Source organism: Stenotrophomonas sp. GL_111, from assembly GCF_057835245.1.
Genome location: NZ_CM174421.1, coordinates 2,250,363 through 2,270,407, shown reverse-complemented (window position 1 = coordinate 2,270,407; position 20,045 = coordinate 2,250,363). Strand labels below are relative to the sequence as shown.

The following is a 20,045-nucleotide window of genomic DNA, read 5'->3' as shown; positions in this document are numbered from 1 at the left end:
CAGAACCGCGTCAGAAACTGTAGTTCAACCCGATGATCAGGGCGCCCTCGCCATCCACGTCCTTCTCGAGCAGCGGACTATCGGTGATTTTGCGGGGCAGGATGGAGTATTCAAACCCGGCATACAGCTTCCAGCGCTCGCCGAGCGGGCGGATGGCCGAGAAGCTGACGGCGGGGACGATCGCCGCGCCGGGTGCATAGCGGGCCACCCCACGGGCGACTTCCTTGTCGAGGATGCCGTAGTAATACCGCGTGAGATCGCTGGACTTCCAGCGAACGCCCACCCCCGGTGCCAGGGTCCAGCGACCCGCCTGGAACTGATGCAGGTACTCGGCACTGACCTCCTGGCCGCCGCTGGCGCCGCTCACATCGGCCACTGCCTGCAGGCGCAGCACGCCCGGGCCATTGCTCCACGAGACGCCCAGCCCGGCATCGATGCCGTGCTTGCGGTCCTGCAGCAGCCGGGCATCCAGGCCGTTGGAGGCCAGTGCGGCGGCGCCAAGATCATGGATGTCAAAGCCATTGAACCGGCCCGCGATGAGGGCATTCAGCTGGAAGCCGCCCTTGTCCAACACATGAACCCCCGCCGTGGTTTCGCGGAAGAACCAGCGCTCGCCCTCATAGCCGATCAGCGGCAGCGGCAGTATCCGCGTGCCTTCGCCCGCATACGGGCTGTCGATAATGGCGGTGGCCACACCAAGCGACCATCGGTCATCGCTCGGCGCTGCCTCCTTGCTGCCCGGTGCCTGCCAGGCCAATGCTGCCGTGGGGATCAACGCAAACAGGATCAACGCACGCTTCATGTCACAACAGCCTGGGTGGGGTCGGGGCCACGATTGTCGGGGCCGCTTCCTTGCAGGCGACTTACCAGGGGCGGGTATCGCACCGCACGTCGTCGTTCACGACGTCGGCGGGTCGAGATGGAATGCGGGCAGTACGTCGGCGGCAATTTCCTCGAGCACCTCTCGGATGGGGCGTTCGGAGACCTGCAGGCTCAGCGCGACGTGATGCGTTCCACTGGCGCGCATCTGCTGCAGGACGTCGATCAGGCCGCGCTGCCCGACCCGGTAGCCCAGCGCGATCGGGGTGGCTGGCAGGTGTGGATCGTCCGCCAGGTCCAGTCGCATGGAAACGCCGAAGCTGCGGAAGGCATCCGGTGCCCCCCGATCAACCGCCGTGCGCCACAGCTGGTGCCGGCTGCGCTGCTCCTGCGGCTCGCGGTGGTAGGTCATCCAGCCGCGTGCGTGCCGGGCAATCCAGTCCACGCTCTGGCCGCCCGATCCCACCGCCAGCAGTGGCAATGGCTGCGACAACGCCGGCAGCAACGTGAAGTCTGGCGATGCATCCGTGGCCGCGTCGGGAACTACCTGTGAGGGCAGGCCCACGGCCGCTGCCACGGTCTCCCAATGACGTCTGAAAAGGTCACGGCGCTGATCCGACTCCTGGCCGAATGCCACATATTCGGCCGGCCGATCGCCAGAGCCGAGCCCCAGCACGAAGCGGCCATGGGAGAGGCTGGCCACTGACACCGCCGCCTTGGCGATATGCAACGGGTGGCGCAGGGTCAGCACGATGGCGCCACTCACCAGTGCAATCTGCCGCGTCTGTGCGGCCAGTGCCCCCAGGAACACCCAGGGGTCCAGGTGTCCCACCGGGTCGGGGTAGTCGGCGCTGTTGAGCGGCACATCGCGAACCCACAGGGCCCGATAGCCCAAGGTATCGGCGAGGCGAGCCAGCGCCAGCTGCGCGTCGACATCGACCACGGTCTGGCCCACCGGCAGCAGTGGCAATGACAGGCCGATGGACAGGTGCTGATCACGAAACACCGATGCGAACGCTTCAGGCATGGAGAACTCCCTGGCAGGTGACTTCTGGCGGTATTGAACCCCGATCCCGGGATGCTAGCGTGGGGAATACTACTGTGCCTCAAGGCGAAGGTCGTCCATGTACGCAACGCGTTCCGTCCTGTTGTTGATGACCCTCGCCGCAACCTCGGCCGTGCAGCCTTCCCGGGCGCACGCTGCGGATGCGCCGCCTGCCGATCGGCACCAGCAGGTGGATGCACTCTTTGCGCCCTGGACCGGCACCACAACACCGGGCTGCTCGGTAGGCATCTCCCGCGACGGCGCCCTTGACTACGCACGCGGCTACGGTATGTCGAACCTGGAGTACGGCGTTCCGATCAGCCCGGACTCGGTCTTCTATATTGCCTCCATCACCAAACAGTTCACTGCTTTCTCGATTGGACTGTTGGCGCAGGAGGGCAAGCTGTCCCTCGACGACGACATCCGCAAATATGTGCCGGAAATTTCGGACTACGGCAAGACGATCACCATCGCGCAACTGGTTCACCACACCAACGGCCTGCGCGAGCAGGGCCAGCTGCTGAATCTGGCCGGCTGGCGCAGCGAGGACCTGTCCACCCAGGCCGACATGCTGCAGGTGCTCGCCCGTCAACGCGGCACGAATTTTGAACCGGGCACGGAAGTGCTTTACGGCAATACCGGCTACACCCTGCTGGCGACGATCGTGCAGCGTGTGTCCGGAAAATCCCTGCAGGCTTTCGCCGACGAGCGGATCTTCAAACCGCTGGGCATGGCCGACACCCACTATCGCGGCGACCACGCCGAGATCGTTCCGCGGCGCGCATCTGCTTATAGCGCTCGCCAAGGGGGTGGCTGGCGTATCAGTGTTCCCAATATCAGCTACTACGGCTCGACCGGCGTGTACTCCACGGTTGGCGACCTGCTGAAGTGGGAACAGAACCTGGTCAATGCGCGCGTCGGCACGCCTGCATTGAACACCTGGATGCAGACGTCCGGCATGCTCAATGATGGCACCGCAATCCAGTACGGCGGCGGCCTGCGGTTGGCCGGGTACCGCGGCCTGCGCGCGGTGGGCCATGACGGTATCGACAGCGGCTACCGCACCGAGGCCATTTTGTTCCCGGACCAGCGGCTGGCAATCGTCGCGTTGTGCAATGGTGCCACGATCATGCCGGGCGACCTCGTGCGCAGGGTCGCCGATGTGTACCTGGGCGATCAGATGGCCGCGCCAGCCCTGATGCCCGCCGTGAGCATGCCGGAAGCCGAGCAGTCGGCATTGGCGGGGGTCTACTGGAGCCCGTTGACGGATGAGGTGGTGCGCATGGAGTGGAAGGACGGCGCGCTGCGCCAGGCCGGCTCACCCGTGGCTTTCGTGCCGATCGGCGGGGGTGCCTTCCGTCCAGGCGAGGCGGCGCACGAATGGCGTTTCATTCCGCCCGCGGCAGGCGCCCCAGCGGGTGCGCAACCCGAGCTGCGCATCAAGGATTTCTGGCCTACCTATCGAGCGTTCACCCGCGTAGTAGCGCCGCTGCCAACCGCCACCGCACTGGCAGCATTCGCCGGACAGTACCGCAGCGGCGAAACCGACATGACCTACACGGTGCGCATCGTTGACGGCAAGGTGATGCTCAGCTGGCCACGCCAGTACGACGTCGCATTGGACGCCGTCGGTGGCGACCGTTTTCTCGGTTCGCGCGGCACGGTCACCTTCACGCGGAAGGTCTCGGGCGAGGTCGAAGGACTGACGATCAGCAACCGACGCCTGCGCCGGCTGCATGCGGAGCGGCTGGTTGCGGCGGACGGGCGGTAGCGACAAACACCGGCCGTAGGCGACCCACACAGGGCTGAACCCTTCGCTGGAACCAGGGATGCCCCCAGTGGGGACTGCCCGCGCGCGGAATGCGACTGCCCCCAGTACTCGATTCTTGCTGCCAAAGAGCAATGAGAAACCGCTTCTCAATAATGGCGTTGTTGTCAGAAGCCTTTGCTGTATTTGCGCGCCCGGTTCAGAAGGCGTTCGCTGAAGCCAAATGCCAGAATCTACTGCGTTAACCGCGTTAACCGGCCAATAGAATGGTAGCGCCTTCACTTTCAGCATTTGCGACGCCGAGCACGAAAATCTGGAAACTTCGGCCCATACTCCGATCCAACTGCAGGAGCGGATGCAAGGTCCGTTATTTTGCAGGGCAAGGGGCTTGTTTGGCCGGGGATGATTTTCAGGCTCATACGAACGTCCAGATGCCAGGGGGCAGGGGATGCGCACGCGAACCTTTGGGATATTGACCGTCGGCATGGTCGCATTGCTGGGCTTTGAAGGCACAGCCTTGGCGGAGCTGCCGAAGAACATGATCTTCTTCATGTCGGGAACTGCTTGCCCAGCGGGCAGCAGTCGGCTCGTCAACGCGAACGGCAGAATGCTGCTGGTGGCCAATGATCCAGGGGCAATTGGATCCACCTCCGGCAAAGCGCTGGCCGACCGCGAAGATCGCAAGCACAAGCACAAGGCGAAGGTCTCGGCCAACCTCAACGAGCACTCGATTTCAGGCGCAAGTAGTTGTTGCAACAGCCAGTCGACGCGGAAGGGGGAACATTCTGCCGACCTGGAAACCGACGAAACAACGTCGGCGCTTCCCTTCGTTCAACTGCTGGCCTGCAAGGTCGATTGACCCGCAGTCAGGTCCGCATATCTCGAATCCCACGTGCGCCTCGGATCGCCATGATCCGGCACGCACCTGGCTCAGGCCGTCTTTGGCTCGATCTCACTTCACAGGTGCGACATGGCGACCACGCGTCGGTTTCATGGCCCCCTCCTGGGGCCGTTCCTTGCCGGATTCTTCCTTTCCTCACTGGTGCCGCAGATCGCCATCGCGGCCGACGCCATGCCTTTCTTCTCGCAGGCCTACTTCGCGGGCAGTTGTCCCGAAGGCTGGACCTCGGTGGACGGGGCCAAAGGGCGCTTCGTGGTGCCTGCACCTCTCGGGGGTGGAATAGGGGGCTTCGCGGGAGATGCACTGGACGGCAAAAATGCGCCAAAACACCTGCACGAGCGCATCAGCGGGAAAGTCTCCCTGCCGTCGAAGAACTTCGTCCTGGTCGGTGGCTGTTGCAACAAGAGCCTGGGGGACTCCGGTGATTACGCCGTCTCCGGCGCCTCCGAGGCGGCAAGTGGCGATCTGCCCTACGTGCAGTATGGGCTCTGCATCAAGACCTCCAACCCTGATGGGTCGACGATTCCCTCCGGCCTGATGACCTTCATGGCGCAGACCCTTTGCCCCACGACATGGGAAGCGGAGAACTCGGTGGCGGGACGTTACATCGTCGCGCTTCCCGACAACGGCACGCCGTACTACCAGTTTGGCGGAAAACCGCTGGAGCCGAGCGAAGTCCGCCGCCACGCCCACGGTGTCCAAGGCAAGATCCCGTTCGGTGGTCACGAAATTGCCGGTGCCAGCGGGTGCTGCGCCAGCGGCTATGCGTCCAAGGGGGATTTCAGCATTGTCGATGGCAAGACCGAGCCTGTCATCGCGCAGCCCACGGACAGCGCCGTCCAGGCGCCGTACTACACCGCCCTGATGTGCCGAAAGCACTGATGCCAGCCCACCAGGTGCAGGGAGAGCAGCATGACCAGGGGACTCTACGGCAACAGACGCGGCGGCAACGCTCGTCATGCCGTGATCAGCGCCATCACCGCGATGTGCCTGGCCGCCGCCGCAACGGCCGGCAGTGCGGCAGCGGATGAGGCTACGCGCACGAACAGGGCAGCCTCAGACGACGTGCGCCCTGGCGACATCGATCCAGTCGACAACCCCAAGAAGTTGACGCTGTTCCCGGTGAGCACGCTCGGGCTTCTGGCCAGCCAGAACTCCTCCCTCTACAGCGATCTGTTCGACTACGCCGCGGCTGACGCCCAGCTCAAACAATGGACCGTATCGGCGCAGAAGCTGCAGCCGGGAGATTCCTGTCAGCAGTCGCAGCGGCGACGCCTCGGCCATGGTCGTGTGTCCACGCCGGATTTCGAGCAGGCGGTGTGCATGACCAATTTCGGCATCACCGTGTATACGAGCCCCCTGAAGATAAACAACGGGAGCCGTGCAACGCTGTCTTTCCCCAACCCCTCCATCAACACTCTCGGTCGCAACTTCGATCTTGCGGTCGGGGAGCTGCTGCGCCGCCCCAGCCAGGACGAGCAGCCGCATCAGGCGATCGTTGCCGCTTACGCCAACCTGCAACATCGCCTGCAGATCGACGTCATCATCTGGGTCCCCAAGGAAGGTGCGGAAGGCGAGCTGAAAGTCGCCGCCTCCTATGTCGGCCCGGCCGATGAAGCGCCCACGGGTGACGTGGCGGTGACGATTGGCGACTATATGAACGACGGTACGCTGCAGATCATCAGTGCTGCAGATGCTGCGGCTGGCACGGGCGCCGGCCGCGTGCGCCTGGCGGCCTATCGCTATGCCAGCGATGGCAGCACGCACACGCTGCAACGCGTCGGCGCCTCCTTTGCGTATGAGATTCCCACCGGCAGAGCAACGTCGCTTGCGCTGGCGTCGGCGGATTTCGTTGGCCGTGGCCACGAACAGTTCATCATGAGCTATCGGGTTGCGAAGGATGCCGACACCGATCAGCTCGCAGTGGCGTACTTCGACCCTGCAAAGCTGGAGCAGATCGGCCTGCCCAAGGCGAAGACCGTGATTGGCCCATTGGCAAGGGACACCTACGCCGACATCGCCACCGGGCTGTTCCAGTTCGACCCCAGAGCCGCTTCGCCTACGCGCGATCCGTTCTTTCGCCGGCAACTGGCCATCGCCTATGTTTCCCCGGACGCGAAGATCATGGGCCGCGTGCTGCAGGTCCGCGATGGTGATCCACCAACGCTCCTGGCGGGCCCGGTGGCACAGTTCTCGTCGGACAGATCGCCGGTGGCAATCACGGCGCTGGGCCCCTCTGTTGCGGCGGGGAACTTCATCGGATTCAAGAATGACGGTATCGATCCGCGCCACCAGATGGCGGTGGCATTGCCCGAGCGCAGCGAACAGCCAGGACGGACGGTGCCTGAGATCGTGGTCGCCCGCGTCAACAACGAGACCCTGGCGCTAGAGCCGGTTTACCGCCACCGCATGCCGAACTATGAGGCCAGCGGGCTTGTGTTTGGCGTGCCACTGGTTGCCTACGATCGTGGCGGAGAGTCCCTGTATCTCGGCAATCCTGCCCACATCACCATCCAGGACATGATCGACCCGCAGTATGTCGTGGCCATGCCGCCACGGCACGTTGATGCACTGCCTGCGCCGGATGCCGATCCGCCCTACGAGATCGTCAACCTGTTGGCCGGTGTCGGGCCATCTGCCTTCAGCGTCACCCTGCGTGACAGCGCGGACAGCACGCTGACCGAAACCTCCACCAACGCCAGCTCGGCCCGCTTCGGCGGCGGCCTCACGCAGACCGTTGGCAGTACCGTCGGCGGCGGATTCATGAACATCGCCAACTTCGAAACTTCGCTGTCGGTGAGGACCGCAATCTCGTTCGAGACCAACAGCATGGAGCGCAACCTCAACAGCGCCTATCAATCAATCACGACACAGAAGGCAGCAACCACGACGCAGGACGACCACCTGGTATTCAACATGCGTCTGGTGGACATCTGGCGCTATCCCGTCTACGGCGTGAACAAGGAGCGCTCAGGCCGCTTTCCGTTCTACGACATCGTCATCCCCGGGCAGCTGATGGAATACAGCGGTGGGGGCCTGAACTATGACTGGTACAGCCCATCGCATCAGAACTACAACGCCACCAGCTATCCCGAGATCCCGGCGCAGGGCCTGTTCGCCACGGATATCGGCGCGTTCAGCTTTCAGGATGCTGCCGGCAAACCCATCGAGGTCGAAGGCAAGCCGCTCAACAGCCCGATCGCGCGCGCCTTCGATGGCAATGCCCAGACCTTCAGCCTCGAGTATACCAAGGAGTCGGGATCCAGCAGCGAGAAATCCTATTCCTACACGCTCAACAGGAGCCTGGATATCACTACCGGCTTTCGCGCGTCAGCGGACGTGCGCATGTTCAGTGGCAGCGCCAACTACGAGGGCACCGTCAGCCTGTCCGATGCCTCGAGCTGGGAAAGCAGCGTCGTCGCACAGCGCACGATGCGCAACTCGCGCGGGATCACGCTCGACCAGCCCGATGTACCAGGCATCGCATCCAAGGCTTATCACTACCAGACGCTGATCTATGTCACTGGGAACGGCGGGCTCAAGGTAGCGCACGGCACCGATTTTCTGCGCTCCTCCGGTGGCGCCCGGTGGTGGAAGAGCACGTATGGCGGGCGGCCCGATCCGGCCCTGAACCTGCCTTGGCGCATGCGCTACGACGCGATGCAAGGCACCTGGACGCTGGCGCCGGAGGACGAGTACTTCCGGCTGCGCGGACTGAAGGTCACCGAGGCCGTGCCGGATGACGTGACCGGCGAGTACGCACCGCTGCTGGGCGGCGTGGAGGAGGGCACCAAGGTCAGACTCGTGGTGCCGGTGCACAACTACTCACTCGATACATCCGCACAGAAAGTCGTCGTCGCCTTCGCCTATCGGGCACGCGACGCGAACGCTGACAGACTGACCGGTGGTGATACCAGGTCTGCAGGCGAAGAAGCGTTTGTCGAGTTCGCGCGCTCCAAGCCGATTACCCTGGCCCCGCGCGGCCTAGCGGATGTCGACGTGCTGTGGGACACCGCAGACCTTGGCGGCAGTGACGCCGGCATTGCCTACGACCTCCAGATCACGGTAGACCCCGACAATTCGATTCCGAACAAGCTGCACGGGTCCGATCCCGCGTCCGGTGCCCAGACCATCGGCCGCTGGCCCTGGAACGGCGGTTTCTGGGTGTTCAACACCCGCAGATTGGAGGGTGCAAGCCCGGCCGGGAGCGGCCGTAGGTCCCCGCAGGTGCCTCGCATGGCGCTGGGTCTTGCAGACGCCCGGGCCGCAAACGGACAACCTCCCGGCGTTGCCGCGGTGAGCATCGATATGCCGGTCGCCGATCGCACGATGCGTCGATTGATCATCAGCGGTATCGATACCAGCGGCAAGCGCATCGCGATTGCCTCGCGCTCGCTCTATGGGCTGGGGCCAGGCCAGCATCGCTTCGACATCCGGCTCGGTGCGCCGGATGCACTCGCCGGCCTGACATCGCTGCAGGCATGGATGTCGCCCGGGGCGTTGCATGGCGAGCCCCGCGCGGGCATCAGCACGGAGCAGATGGGCGCCGCCAACCCGCCGTCAACGCAATCCAGTCCAAGTAAGGAGGAATGAGGCGTGGGCCGCGCGACGGTGGCCCTCACTGATCCATGAACGTCGGTCGGCACGCGAAGCGATGTCACCGGACCATCAACTTCAACGCATGGAAAGGCATCCCAATGAAAACGACCATTCTGTTTGCAGCGCTGCTGCTGGCGGCCATTTCGACGGCGAAGGCCGAGCCGGAGGTGAAGGCTGTGCAGTGTTACGAGGGCCGGGCAACCGTGAAACAGGCTGCTCCGGCAGACATGTGCACGGCGGCGGAGAAGGGGTATGCGAACACGGGGAAGGGCCCACTCACACACCCGGGCTGCACGGCTGCGAAGAATCAGGCCGCAACCAAGCTCAGGGCTCGCCTGAAGCAGTCGTGCAAGGCCTATGTTCAGACCAATCAGCCGTGCAACGTGATCACTGTTGCGAGCTGCACCTGACCTGGAATCGGCAGGCGCGGTGCCATTCACGGCGTGCCTTCGCGCGAAGGCGCGCCTCCCCAACGCCAAACCCAGGGAGTGTGTGATGAGCGACTGCAGAACGTTCAACGGCGTTACCGAAGCCATCTTCAATTGCGTCAAGAAGAAGAGCCTCGAACAGCATGGCACCGTCTACGAGCCGGCGGATGCAAACCAGGGCAGGGCAACGACGAAGGTGCCTGTTGTTGGCACCGTCATCGTGAGCTTCAACTTCGACCCCGCCACAGGGGCGATTGTGTACTGCATCGTCTCCAAGCCATGGATCGTGTCTGCCTCCCAGATCTTTGATGGCATCGGGGACACCCTCAATTCGTGTCGGAAGCAGTAGGTTCAGAAGCGGGCGGGGTTGCCGTATCTCCCGCTAAGATGGTGCGCCGGACAGTCGGCCTGATTGGCCCGGCAGGCCGAGGCCGCTGACCCGGCGTATAGTCACCCTGTCGTCATCGCAAGGGTCGAAGCTATGCAGAAGGGCTCGGATCTACTGGTCAAGGCGCTGGAGAACGAAGGCGTAGACCGGATTTTTGGCGTGCCGGGGGAGGAGAACCTGGACTTCCTGGAGTCACTCCGGAAGTCGCGCATTACGCTGGTCCTCACGCGTCACGAGCAGGCTGCCGCCTTCATGGCCGCCACCCACGGCCGGCTCACTGGCCGGCCCGGCGTGTGCCTGGCCACGCTCGGCCCGGGCGCACTGAATTTCTCGACCGGCGCGGCCTATGCCCACCTTGGCGCGTGGCCGATGATTCTCATCACCGGCCAGAAGGCGGTGATGAGCGCCAAACAGGCACGCTTCCAGATCGTGGATATCGTGGCCTCGATGAAGCCACTCACCAAGATGACCCGCCAGATCGTCAGCCCGGCCTCGATTCCTGCAACGGTACGCGACGCCTTCCGCGTGGCAATGGAAGAACGCCCCGGGCCAGTGCACCTGGAGCTGCCGGAGGACGTGGCGGGTGAGGAGGTGGAGGATGTCCCCGTCATTCCGGTCCACCCGCTGGAGCGCCCCATCGCCGCGCCTGCCGCGCTCGACCGGGCAGCAGCAGCCATCCTCGCGGCGAAGTGGCCGCTGGTGATGATCGGTGCGGCCGCCAGCCGGCCGTGGCTCGCCGAGGCGCTTTCCGCATTCGTAGCGCGCACGCGCCTGCCGTTCTTCAACACGCAGATGGGCAAGGGCGCCGTCACCGGTGGCTCCAACCTCTACATGGGGACGGCCGCACTCTCGGAAGGCGACTATGTGCATGAGGCCGTCGCCCGCGCCGATCTGATCATCGCCATCGGCCATGACACGATCGAAAAGCCTCCCTTCCTGATGCAGAGCAGCGGTGGGCCCAAGGTGATCCATGTCAGCTTCCAGTCCGCCACGGTCGAGCAGGTCTACCACCCGGATATCGAAGTCCTGGGCGACATTGGCGCTTCGGTGGACGCCCTGGCCGAGCGGCTGGAAGGCCACGTGTCCGCCAACGAAGGCATGATCGAGTTGCGCCAGAAGATCCTGGACCGTCTCAACAATCGTGCGGAGGAGGCCCGTTTCCCGGTCACCCCGCAGCGGCTGGTGCATGACGTGCGTCAGTCCATGCCGGACGACGGCATCGTCTGCCTCGACAACGGCATGTACAAGATCTGGTTTGCCCGCAACTACCGCACGCACGTCGCCAACACACTGCTGCTCGACAATGCCTTGGCGACCATGGGCGCCGGCCTGCCGTCCGCCATGATGGCGGCGATGCTGTACCCGCAGCGACGTGTGATGGCCGTGTGCGGCGACGGTGGTTTCATGATGAATTCCCAGGAGATGGAAACCGCCGTGCGGCTGGGGCTCAACCTGGTCGTGCTGATCCTCAACGATAGTGCCTACGGCATGATCCGCTGGAAGCAGGCCGTCGATGGCTTCGAGGATTTCGGCATGCGCTTTGGCAACCCCGATTTCGTCAAGTACGCCGAGGCCTATGGTGCGAAGGGGGGCCGGGTGACGGCCGTGGACGAGCTGGTGCCCATGATCGGGGCCGCTTTCGCCGGCGGCGGCGTCCACGTGCTGGACGTGCCCATCGACTATTCCGAAAATACCCGCGTGCTGGTGGATGAACTGCGCAATCGCACGCCGGATGTGGGCTGCGCGTAACTGCCCCGCCACCCTTGGCAAGGAGTTCCAGATGTTGACCGTCGTACAGGCCTTTGACCGCGCACCCATCACAGAGATCGGATTCGACAACGCCGCCGCGCTCGAGCGCAAACTCATCGCTGCCGAGCGGGTATTCAAGGACCGCGACGGCTGGCTCAAGCCGCACGAGCGCATCGCGATCCTGCGCAGGCTCGCCGCCCTGATGGACGCCAAGCGCGACCACCTTGCCCTGCAGATTGCGCGCGAGGGCGGCAAACCGCTGCCGGATGCCATCATCGAGACCACGCGCGCCATTGATGGCGTCCACAACGCTGCAGATGAGCTGCGCAACTTTGCCGGCCGCGAAATCCCGATGGGGCTGTCGGCAGCGGCCGACGGGCGCTGGGCGTTCACCACCCGCGAGCCCATCGGCATCGTGGCGGCGATATCGGCGTTCAATCACCCCCTGAACCTGATCGTCCACCAGGTTGCACCGGCCATCGCGGTCGGTTGCCCGGTCATCATCAAACCCGCCTCGGCAACGCCACTGTCCTGCCTGGATTTCGTGGCAATGCTGCATGAAGCGGGATTGCCCGAGCCGTGGTGCCAGAGTTTCGTCCCGGAAGGCAATGACCTGGCCGAGGCGCTCGCCACCGACAAGCGCATTGCCTTCCTGAGTTTCATCGGCTCGGCCAGGGTGGGGTGGTCGCTGCATGCCAAGCTTGCACACGGCGCACGCTCGGCGCTGGAGCATGGCGGTGTTGCGCCCGCGATTGTCGACCGCAGCGCCGACCTGGCCAGGATCATCGAGCCAATCGTCAAGGGCGGCTATTACCACGCAGGCCAGGTGTGCGTCTCCACGCAGCGCATCTTCGTGCACAACGACATCGCCGAGGACTTCACCCAGGCCCTCATTGCCCGGGTCGAACGGCTGCGCACCGGTGACCCGGCCTTGCAGGACACCGAGGTGGGCCCGCTTATCCAGCCGCGAGAGGCTGACCGCGTCGCCGAATGGATTGACGAAGCGGTGCGCGGCGGTGCGCAGCTTGCCACTGGCGGCAAGCGCCTTTCCGAGACCACGCTGCAACCCACTGTGCTGCTGAATCCGGCCAGCGACGCCCGGGTGACCACGCAGGAAGTCTTCGGGCCGGTGGTGGCGGTGTATCGCTATGCCGAACTCGACGAGGCGATCGCGCGCGCGAATTCCCTGCCGACCGCGTTCCAGGCCAGCATCTTCGCGCAGGACATCGACATCGCCATGCGTGCTGCCGACCGGCTGGATGCATCGGCGGTGATGATCAACGACCCCACTGCATTCCGCACCGATTGGATGCCCTTCGCAGGCCGCCGCGAATCGGGCTACGGCACCGGTGGCATTCCGTATACGATGCGCGATATGTCGCAGGAGAAGATGATCCTCATGCGCAGGACCTGAGTGCGGCGTGCCCGTGCTCAGCCGAGCTCACGAGACGAAAAGAACCGACAATGATTGTTCGAAACAGGCGGTGGTTTGATTGCTTGCTGATGTCCGCCGCACTTTTGGCTACAGGGTGTGCGAGCGAGCCTGCACCGACGAAGGATCTGGGCGCCGAGATCGATGAGATCGCTGCAACGCTGATCGAGCAACCGCTGCTCCACTCGACCTCGATCGGGGTCGTATACCGGGGCAAGGAATTCATCCGTCACCGCGGCGACATGGAAACCGGGAAACCAGGCCCGCCGACCGATGCGACCCTCTACGAAATCGGTTCGTTGAGCAAGACCCTGACCGGAACCTTGATGGCCAATGCCGTCCTGGAGCGAAAGTTGGGGCTGGACGACGATGTCCGGATGTATCTGCAGGAGGCGTATCCGAACCTGCAGTACAAGGGTGAGCCCATTCGCATCCGCCACCTGCTGTCGCATACGAGTGGCCTGCCGAACATGTTGCCGGAGCGCGTCAATACGGTACTCGCAGACTTCACCGATCATGGTACGCCGCGCGAGCTCAATGCTGTGTACGCAGACTACGGCAAGGCTGATTTCTTCAAGGACCTGCACGCTGTCGAGATTGGGCGGGCGCCCGGAAAGGAATACGCCTACTCCAGTGCCGGGACGGAACTGGCGGCGCATATTCTGGAGGTGGTCTACAAGCGCGACTACGCGTCGCTGTTGCGTGGATTCCTCGGCGATTCTGCGGCGATGACAGGGGTCAGGATCAGGCTGAGCGACGCCGCGGCACCGCGGCTTGCGGTCGGCTATCACAGCGACAACCCGGTACCGACCACGCCGATGCCGCAATTGCCCTGGGGGGCATCCGGGAACGTGAAAGCGACAGCCCCGGACATGGTGGAGTACCTGAAGTTCCAACTGGCGGGTGGCCCCGTCGTGACGGAATCACACCGGAGTCTGGTCGAGTTCGATTCCGAGTTCAGCATCGGCTACTTCTGGAACATCGTCGGCGGTGACGCCTTGAAAGGCATCTACTACGCGCATCACGGCGGCGTGCCGCGCGCGCAGTGCTACATCTACATCATTCCGAAGTACGACCTCGGCATATTCGTCATCACCAACCAGAGCGGCGACCAGACGGCGCGCGCCATGGAGACGGCGATCGATACGCTGGTCGAGAGAATCGCCGCGCGGGAAGATACCGCGGGTTGATGGGCCTCACCTGGACCGTGGTGATGATGGGGTAGGGCATGAGCCCGATCATGTTCGCAGCGATGGCTAGCACTGGGTTTACAATGACCAGCGCCGGACGTTTGGGGCGCATGGAAACGAAACCCCCACAGCATGGCGCCCTCGATGAAAACACTAGCGTTGATAGCACTTTCCCTCTCCATCTGCATCGGCCTCACCGGATGCATCGCGCCCTTCCGTGTGAAAGCTCGCGCCTACGCAACTGCCGATGCGGTCTCGCCAGGAAAGCCGGATGCCTCGCTGCCGTCAGCGCCCTTGAAGTGATGCGGGGAGCAGCATCTATTCGACGCGCGTTGCCGTAAAATTGTAGGGATTGCTCTGCTCCGAAAAGCGCAGTACATAGCGCGCGATGCGTGTCTTGCCATGCGACAGCAGATAGTCCACCTGCAGGCCGGTCGGATAGGTTTCCTGCTCAGCTCCGAGGTAGGTGTTGCTCGGATAGCTGAAGCCATTGTGAGGCGCTATCTGCACTGCTGCACAGGTGGCAAACAGTCGGGGCAGGGTGTAGAGGCGCTCACGATGCAACAAGAGCACCACCGTGTAGCGCACGCTGGTGCCACTGCTGGAATAGTGCATGTCCAGGCACACCGACGTGCCGCGCTGCCAGGCCGTTACGGCCGTCAGGTTCTCCGGGTCGATCGCCGTGTCGCTGCGCCATTCCGGTGGCGCGAGGCTCACAGCGCGGCCCAGTGGCCAGCGCCGCGCCCCCACAACCAAGGCTTGGCCATCAAAGGCAACATCGGGGGAACCGTTCGGAGGCGCCATTGCCAGGTCGCCAGGCGTGGTCCACAACGGTTGGTCGTAGCGGCGCAGCGCCTGGCGCATCGAGGTGACCCAGATGCAGTGACGTGGCGATTCCGTGCACGGCATGGCCAACGTCGTTCCGGAATCCTGGAAGAGGGCGCCGTCGAGTGACCGGTAGAAATCGCCATAGTTCGTAAAGGAAGCGGGCGCGGCATGGGCCGCTGCCGGCAGGCACAGACCCAGTAGGCCGACCAACGCATGGAGGAAGCGGGTCATCGATGCTGTCGCGGACAAGTAGGACGACGCTCACTGTAACCGGCGCGGCCTGGGGTAGGCCACTTCAGTCCGAATCCCAGTAGCGGCTGAAGTGGCGGATGTTCTTGTCGTACAGGAAGAAAGACCCAGCGCTGCCAAACCGGAAGTAGTCCAGTGTCTCGGCCTTGCTACATACCTGGCCGCCGGTATCGGAACCCTCGGTGAGCGCGTTATAGCGATGACAGCCCGGCGCGCGCACTTCCAGGCCCATTGCTTCGTACCCACCCTCGTCATCGTCCTCGGCAAGAATGTGGCAATCGGCCGATACGCCCGGGGCGTTCGGCGCCAGGCACACCTTCAGGGCCGACCGATGCCGTACGCGATCCACCACCAGCATGGCCTCGTCCTTGACGCCATCACCATTCATGTCCAACCGGACATGTGCAAAGGCATTGGGCGAGGAGCGTCGCCAGGCATCCTCCCTCAGGTCCTTGAGACTGACAGGCACCCAGTTATCGCTCTCGCTCGCGAGAGATTGGGCCTTCGCCGGTGCGGTGGCGAAGGTGGCTGCAAAACACAAGCAGAGCATCACTGCATGCTTCGGTAAAGCGGCTGGCGTTCCTGGATCTTTCATGGCGTCGGTCCCATGGGGAGCGCGGTTGGGAGAGAGTGCGGACGTCGTTCGGCGCGAGCCTATCACGAGGCTACGGATCGCTTCGTTTCCGGTTGTGAGTGACTTTCCGCCTATTGACGGAATAAGACGCCACGCACAACCTGATTTCACATGCCCCAATAAAGATCACTGTACGTGCTACGCCACAACCGACTTCTTCTCGCCGCGGGTCTGGTACCCCTTCCGTGGTTCCTGTTCTGGACCACCGTCGGCGCAGTGTTCGCACCGGATTACAGCCCGCTTTCACAGCACGCCAGCGAACTGCTGCAGGCGGGAGGTTTCGCGAGCCTGTGCATCAGGATCGCCGCCATCGGGTCCGGCCTGGGGTTCGTGGCGTTTTCCATTGCGCTATGGCGGGAGTCCGGTCGCCGGCTCGCCATTGGTGCCGCCTGCTGGATGATCTTTGGCGTATCCATGCTGACCAACGGGTTCTGGCCCATGGGCCATCCGATGCACGGCTTCTACGCCATCGGCATCGCAAACCTCATTGCACCGGCCATGGCACATATCGAATTGAGTGCCTGGTCTGCCAGCCGAAGGGGCTACGCCGTGACCGCTGTTGTCAGCATCGCGGGAGTCGTCTACCTATGGTTGAACCTGGTGGGAGTGGACCCGCATGGCTTCAGGGGATTCACCCAGCGCCTGTTTTCCTCCATTAACTCGCTTTGGCCATTCCTGGTTGCGCTGTACCTTCTTCGCAAGGGTTCAAGCCAGCTGCGGACGCATCCCGGGCAGTGATGGGCACGTGCTTCAGGATACCGCAGCCTACCGCTGGCCCTCTTGCAACCAATGACAGAAGGCTTCTACATCAGCGCGCTGCAATAGGGATTGTCGCCGGATCAACCAGAACGCATACGCGTTCTCCAGGTCTACCTTGAACGGCTTGACCAGCCGGCCCAACCGAAGGTCTTCCTCCACGAGGGGGGCCAAGCCCAGCGCTACGCCGTGGCCAGCAACTGCAGCCTCCTGGGCCAGATAGATGCTGGCGAAAACCGGGCCGGAAGCTGCGTTCACTTCCGTGGCGCCTGCCGCTGCCAACCAATTCGACCATGCGGGGACGCCGGCTCGTCCTGTCGCGCCCTCGTCGTGCAGCAACGTGTAGTGGCGTAAATCGTCAGGGCGTTCCAATCGCCGCTGGGTATCTGCCAACAGCGCAGGTGAGCATACCGGGAACACCCGCGCCTCCATCAACCGTTCGGCGCTTACGCCCGGGTAGTTGCCCGGCCCATAGCGAATGCCCACGTCGAAGCCCTCGCGCAGGAAGTCAGCGTGTTCGTCGCTGGTATCGATCCGCACGCGCACATCCGGAAAGGCCTGCTGGAATCGATGTAGTCGGGGCACCAGCCACTTGGCCGCGAACGACTCCATGGTGGTCACCCGCAGCTCGGTCGGCGCGCGCCTCCTGGCGCGGTCCAATGCCACGTCCAGCTGGCCCAGCAAGTCGCCCACGGTGGCTGCCAGGGCTGCGCCCTCCGGCGTCAGCGCCACCGAACGATGGTTGCGCTGGAACAGGCTTACGCCCAGGTGCGCCTCCAGGTGCTTCACCTGGTGGCTGACCGCTGCCGGGGTGACGAACAGCTCACTGGCGGCCGCATTGAAGCTCAGATGGCGAGCCGCAGCTTCAAACGTACGCAGGGCGTTGAGCGGTGCGGAAGGTCGGGCTTTCACGGGCGTCAGGGAGAGCCAAGTTGCCCACAGCGTATCGCATTACATTTTCTAACGCGACGCGCAAAACAACTCGTTTGCCGCGCCTCACCGGGTTGGCCACGATGCCCGTCCTGCCAAACGGGGTGCCCGTAATGCAAATCCAGGAACTGGCTCGAGATGTAGTGATGTTTGTTGGCGATGAGGTCCAATCGGTTGCCACCGCTTTCATGGACGGCGAGCGGGCGCTGCTGGTCGACGCGCTGGGTAGCGGGAACGATGCCGCATGGCTGAAGGAAGTCCTGTGTGGGCAGATGGGGAAGACGGTGCACTTGATCGCCGCTACCCACTTCATGAGCGACCACATTGCCGGCATATCGCTGTTTCCGGAGGCGCTGCTCATGGCGCACCGGCACCACCGACAGGCGTTTCTTTCCCAGAACCGGCCCGTGGCTGCGCGCTACAGGAACCCCGACATCGTGTTCGACAACATGTCGCTGCGCTGGGGTCGCCACCAACTGCGTATCCTGCACAATCCCGGCAAGACCATGGACCACTTCAGCGTGGATGTGCCCAGCGCCGATCTTGTCTGCGTGGGCGACAACATCGTGGGCAACATTGTTTACCTCTCCCGAGCAGACCCGGCGCTGCAGCAGGCCGCTATCGGGCGCATCCAGCAGTTCGGGCGGAGCAGGGTGGTGGGTGGCCACATGGGTGTGTTCGACGCTTCGGTACTCGATAACGCGCTTCACTACCTGCGACAGATTCAAGATCGGGTAGTGGGTATTCGGTTGCGCGCTGCGCCCGAGGACGTGGCAATGCTGATATCGAACATCCAGCTGGAAGAATGCATTGCACCAGGCGTGGTACCTACCGCTTTCGAACGGGAATGGCATGGGCACAATCTCGACGTGATCGATACCCAATCGATCTTCGCGTTGGACGCTGCGCTGGCAGCAAGGGAGAAAGCCGCATGAATGACCTGAATCACCGCAGGCGCTTCCTTATAGGCTGCGCGGGCGCAGCAGCGGCGACACTGCTTCCCTTCGAGGCGCTGGCGGCTGTGGCAGCGACGCCTACGTTGCGCGCCCAGCGACTGGCATGGGCAGGGGTGCGCCTGCAGCTGCCCGACAGCACGCTGTTCATTGATCCGCTTGTCAACCAGGAGGCATGGGGCAGGGCATTGCCCGACCGGCTGGTGCCGGTGAACGACGCCGTTGGCGAAACCCACGTACTGGTCACCCATACGCATTCGGACCACTTCGATGGAACCGCAGTGGCAGCCGCCCTGAAGAACGGAGGCGTGTTGGCGTATCCCGCAGGCCTGCAGCCCTCGCCGTGGCCGCAGGGCGCGCGTGCCCGCCCCAGTGTGTTGTGGGAGCCGCAGCTGTTGGGCGACTTCACGGCCACGGCGGTTCCTGCATCGGATGGCTACGGGGACACGCAGGTATCGTGGGTCATCTCTGCGGGCGGGCGGCGGATCTTCCATGGCGGGGATACCCAGTGGCATGGCAACTGGTGGCGCATCGCCCGCCAGTTCGGGCCGTTCGATGCGGCGTTTCTCCCGATCAATGGCGCGCGCTTCGGGTGGCGCGAACCGGTAAGCGGGCAGCCAGGCGTGCTCACGCCCGAGCAGGCGGTTGCCGCTGCGGTTATCCTCGGTGTTCGGTTACTGGTGCCGATTCACTATGGCATCAGCGGAATGGACAAGTATGTCGAAGTGGACGATCCGCTTGGCAGGGTTCGCCAGGCGGCACGCGAGCGGGATGTCCCTTTGCAGATAATGGAACCGGGCACGTGGCTGCAGTGGTCGGAAGGGCGCCCATGAAATCTCTGAGTCGCGCGTGGAAACGCCAGACAGCGACCGCATCACTGCACGCCGTATCGACAATGCTACGGCGCAATCGAGTTCCTGGATGCGCAGGGCAAGTGATCCATACAGTGTCGCCGGACGCGGCGAAGCACTGAAGCCATCCACTTTCACGGAGTTCGTATGGAAACTGAAATCCAGCAGCACGAGGAAGCACTCCGTGTCGCGATGCTCACCAGTGACGTGGCGGCCCTGGATTCCCTGATCGCAGATGACCTGGTCTTTGTAGGTCCTTCGGGCGACGTGTTCCGTAAGCAGGATGACCTGGCGCTGCATCGTTCCGGACGGCAGAAGCTGACATTGGCCGAATGGCGAGCTGTAGAGATCAGCGTGCGCGAGCAGGCAGCGGTCACCTCGGTCACAGCAGAGCTGGCGGGATCATTCGACGGCACAGCGTTCTCAGGCCACTTCAGGTACTGCCGCTTGTGGGTGAAAACGGCGACCGGCTGGCAAGTACTGGGAGGTTCCGTTGTCGCGCTACCATCGGCCTGAGCCCGCTGC

At 63.6% G+C, this 20,045-nt stretch carries 18 protein-coding genes; 13 read left to right on the top strand and 5 right to left on the bottom strand.

Features of this window, described 5'->3' with window-relative positions; all coding sequences use genetic code 11:
* Positions 1 to 10: 10 nt before the first annotated feature.
* Complete coding sequence (locus AC3IPM_RS10175; protein ID WP_489299732.1) at positions 11 to 802, bottom strand: MipA/OmpV family protein; 792 nt, start codon at positions 800 to 802, stop codon at positions 11 to 13.
* Between the two features lie 96 nt (positions 803 to 898).
* Positions 899 to 1,846 carry a TIGR03571 family LLM class oxidoreductase gene (locus AC3IPM_RS10170; RefSeq protein ID WP_489299731.1) on the bottom strand — a complete coding sequence of 316 codons (948 nt, stop codon included), beginning with the start codon at positions 1,844 to 1,846 and terminating at the stop codon, positions 899 to 901.
* A gap of 97 nt (positions 1,847 to 1,943) precedes the next feature.
* Between AC3IPM_RS10170 and AC3IPM_RS10165 the strand changes: the two genes are divergently transcribed.
* From AC3IPM_RS10165 to AC3IPM_RS10125, 9 genes are all read left to right on the top strand, one after another.
* Complete coding sequence (locus tag AC3IPM_RS10165) at positions 1,944 to 3,635, top strand: serine hydrolase domain-containing protein (RefSeq protein ID WP_489299730.1); 1,692 nt, start codon at positions 1,944 to 1,946, stop codon at positions 3,633 to 3,635.
* Positions 3,636 to 4,080: 445 nt separating this feature from the next.
* A complete protein-coding gene (locus tag AC3IPM_RS10160; RefSeq protein ID WP_489299729.1) occupies positions 4,081 to 4,491 on the top strand; it encodes a hypothetical protein in 411 nt (136 codons plus the stop codon).
* 111 nt (positions 4,492 to 4,602) lie between these two features.
* Positions 4,603 to 5,415, top strand: coding sequence for a hypothetical protein (locus AC3IPM_RS10155; RefSeq protein ID WP_489299728.1), 813 nt, complete (start codon positions 4,603 to 4,605; stop codon positions 5,413 to 5,415).
* A gap of 30 nt (positions 5,416 to 5,445) precedes the next feature.
* Positions 5,446 to 9,126: a hypothetical protein gene (locus AC3IPM_RS10150; protein WP_489299727.1), complete on the top strand. Its 3,681-nt coding sequence runs from the start codon at positions 5,446 to 5,448 to the stop codon at positions 9,124 to 9,126.
* 104 nt (positions 9,127 to 9,230) lie between these two features.
* Entirely contained in the window at positions 9,231 to 9,542 is a 312-nt protein-coding gene (locus tag AC3IPM_RS10145) for a hypothetical protein (RefSeq protein WP_489299726.1), read from the top strand.
* 85 nt (positions 9,543 to 9,627) lie between these two features.
* On the top strand, positions 9,628 to 9,909 hold the full coding sequence (locus AC3IPM_RS10140; protein ID WP_489299725.1) for a hypothetical protein: 282 nt from the start codon (positions 9,628 to 9,630) through the stop codon (positions 9,907 to 9,909).
* A 132-nt stretch (positions 9,910 to 10,041) separates the two neighbouring features.
* Positions 10,042 to 11,697, top strand: coding sequence for an acetolactate synthase large subunit (locus AC3IPM_RS10135; protein WP_489299724.1), 1,656 nt, complete (start codon positions 10,042 to 10,044; stop codon positions 11,695 to 11,697).
* Positions 11,698 to 11,728: 31 nt separating this feature from the next.
* The gene (locus AC3IPM_RS10130) at positions 11,729 to 13,111 is read left to right on the top strand and encodes an aldehyde dehydrogenase family protein (RefSeq protein ID WP_489299723.1); all 1,383 of its coding nucleotides are present in this window, start codon (positions 11,729 to 11,731) and stop codon (positions 13,109 to 13,111) included.
* Between the two features lie 89 nt (positions 13,112 to 13,200).
* Positions 13,201 to 14,319: a serine hydrolase domain-containing protein gene (locus tag AC3IPM_RS10125; RefSeq protein ID WP_489299722.1), complete on the top strand. Its 1,119-nt coding sequence runs from the start codon at positions 13,201 to 13,203 to the stop codon at positions 14,317 to 14,319.
* A gap of 318 nt (positions 14,320 to 14,637) precedes the next feature.
* Here the strand turns inward: AC3IPM_RS10125 and AC3IPM_RS10120 are convergent, their stop codons facing one another.
* Entirely contained in the window at positions 14,638 to 15,378 is a 741-nt protein-coding gene (locus AC3IPM_RS10120) for a hypothetical protein (protein ID WP_489299721.1), read from the bottom strand.
* A gap of 64 nt (positions 15,379 to 15,442) precedes the next feature.
* Positions 15,443 to 15,991, bottom strand: coding sequence for a hypothetical protein (locus AC3IPM_RS10115; RefSeq protein ID WP_489299720.1), 549 nt, complete (start codon positions 15,989 to 15,991; stop codon positions 15,443 to 15,445).
* Positions 15,992 to 16,165: 174 nt separating this feature from the next.
* On the opposite strand from AC3IPM_RS10115, the gene AC3IPM_RS10110 reads away from it, so the two are divergent.
* Complete coding sequence (locus tag AC3IPM_RS10110) at positions 16,166 to 16,768, top strand: DUF998 domain-containing protein (RefSeq protein ID WP_489299719.1); 603 nt, start codon at positions 16,166 to 16,168, stop codon at positions 16,766 to 16,768.
* Between the two features lie 27 nt (positions 16,769 to 16,795).
* Here AC3IPM_RS10110 and gcvA read toward each other — a convergent pair whose 3' ends face one another.
* Entirely contained in the window at positions 16,796 to 17,698 is a 903-nt protein-coding gene (gene gcvA, locus AC3IPM_RS10105; RefSeq protein WP_489299718.1) for a transcriptional regulator GcvA, read from the bottom strand.
* Positions 17,699 to 17,829: 131 nt separating this feature from the next.
* On the opposite strand from gcvA, the gene AC3IPM_RS10100 reads away from it, so the two are divergent.
* The 3 genes from AC3IPM_RS10100 (at position 17,830) to AC3IPM_RS10090 (ending at position 20,036) form a co-directional block, all read left to right on the top strand.
* Positions 17,830 to 18,651, top strand: a complete 822-nt coding sequence (locus AC3IPM_RS10100; RefSeq protein ID WP_489299717.1) for an MBL fold metallo-hydrolase — start codon at positions 17,830 to 17,832, stop codon at positions 18,649 to 18,651.
* The gene (locus AC3IPM_RS10095; protein ID WP_489299716.1) at positions 18,648 to 19,502 is read left to right on the top strand and encodes an MBL fold metallo-hydrolase; all 855 of its coding nucleotides are present in this window, start codon (positions 18,648 to 18,650) and stop codon (positions 19,500 to 19,502) included. Before AC3IPM_RS10100 ends, AC3IPM_RS10095 begins: the two co-directional genes overlap by 4 nt.
* A 165-nt stretch (positions 19,503 to 19,667) precedes the next feature.
* On the top strand, positions 19,668 to 20,036 hold the full coding sequence (locus tag AC3IPM_RS10090) for a nuclear transport factor 2 family protein (protein WP_489299715.1): 369 nt from the start codon (positions 19,668 to 19,670) through the stop codon (positions 20,034 to 20,036).
* The last annotated feature ends 9 nt before the right edge of the window (positions 20,037 to 20,045 follow it).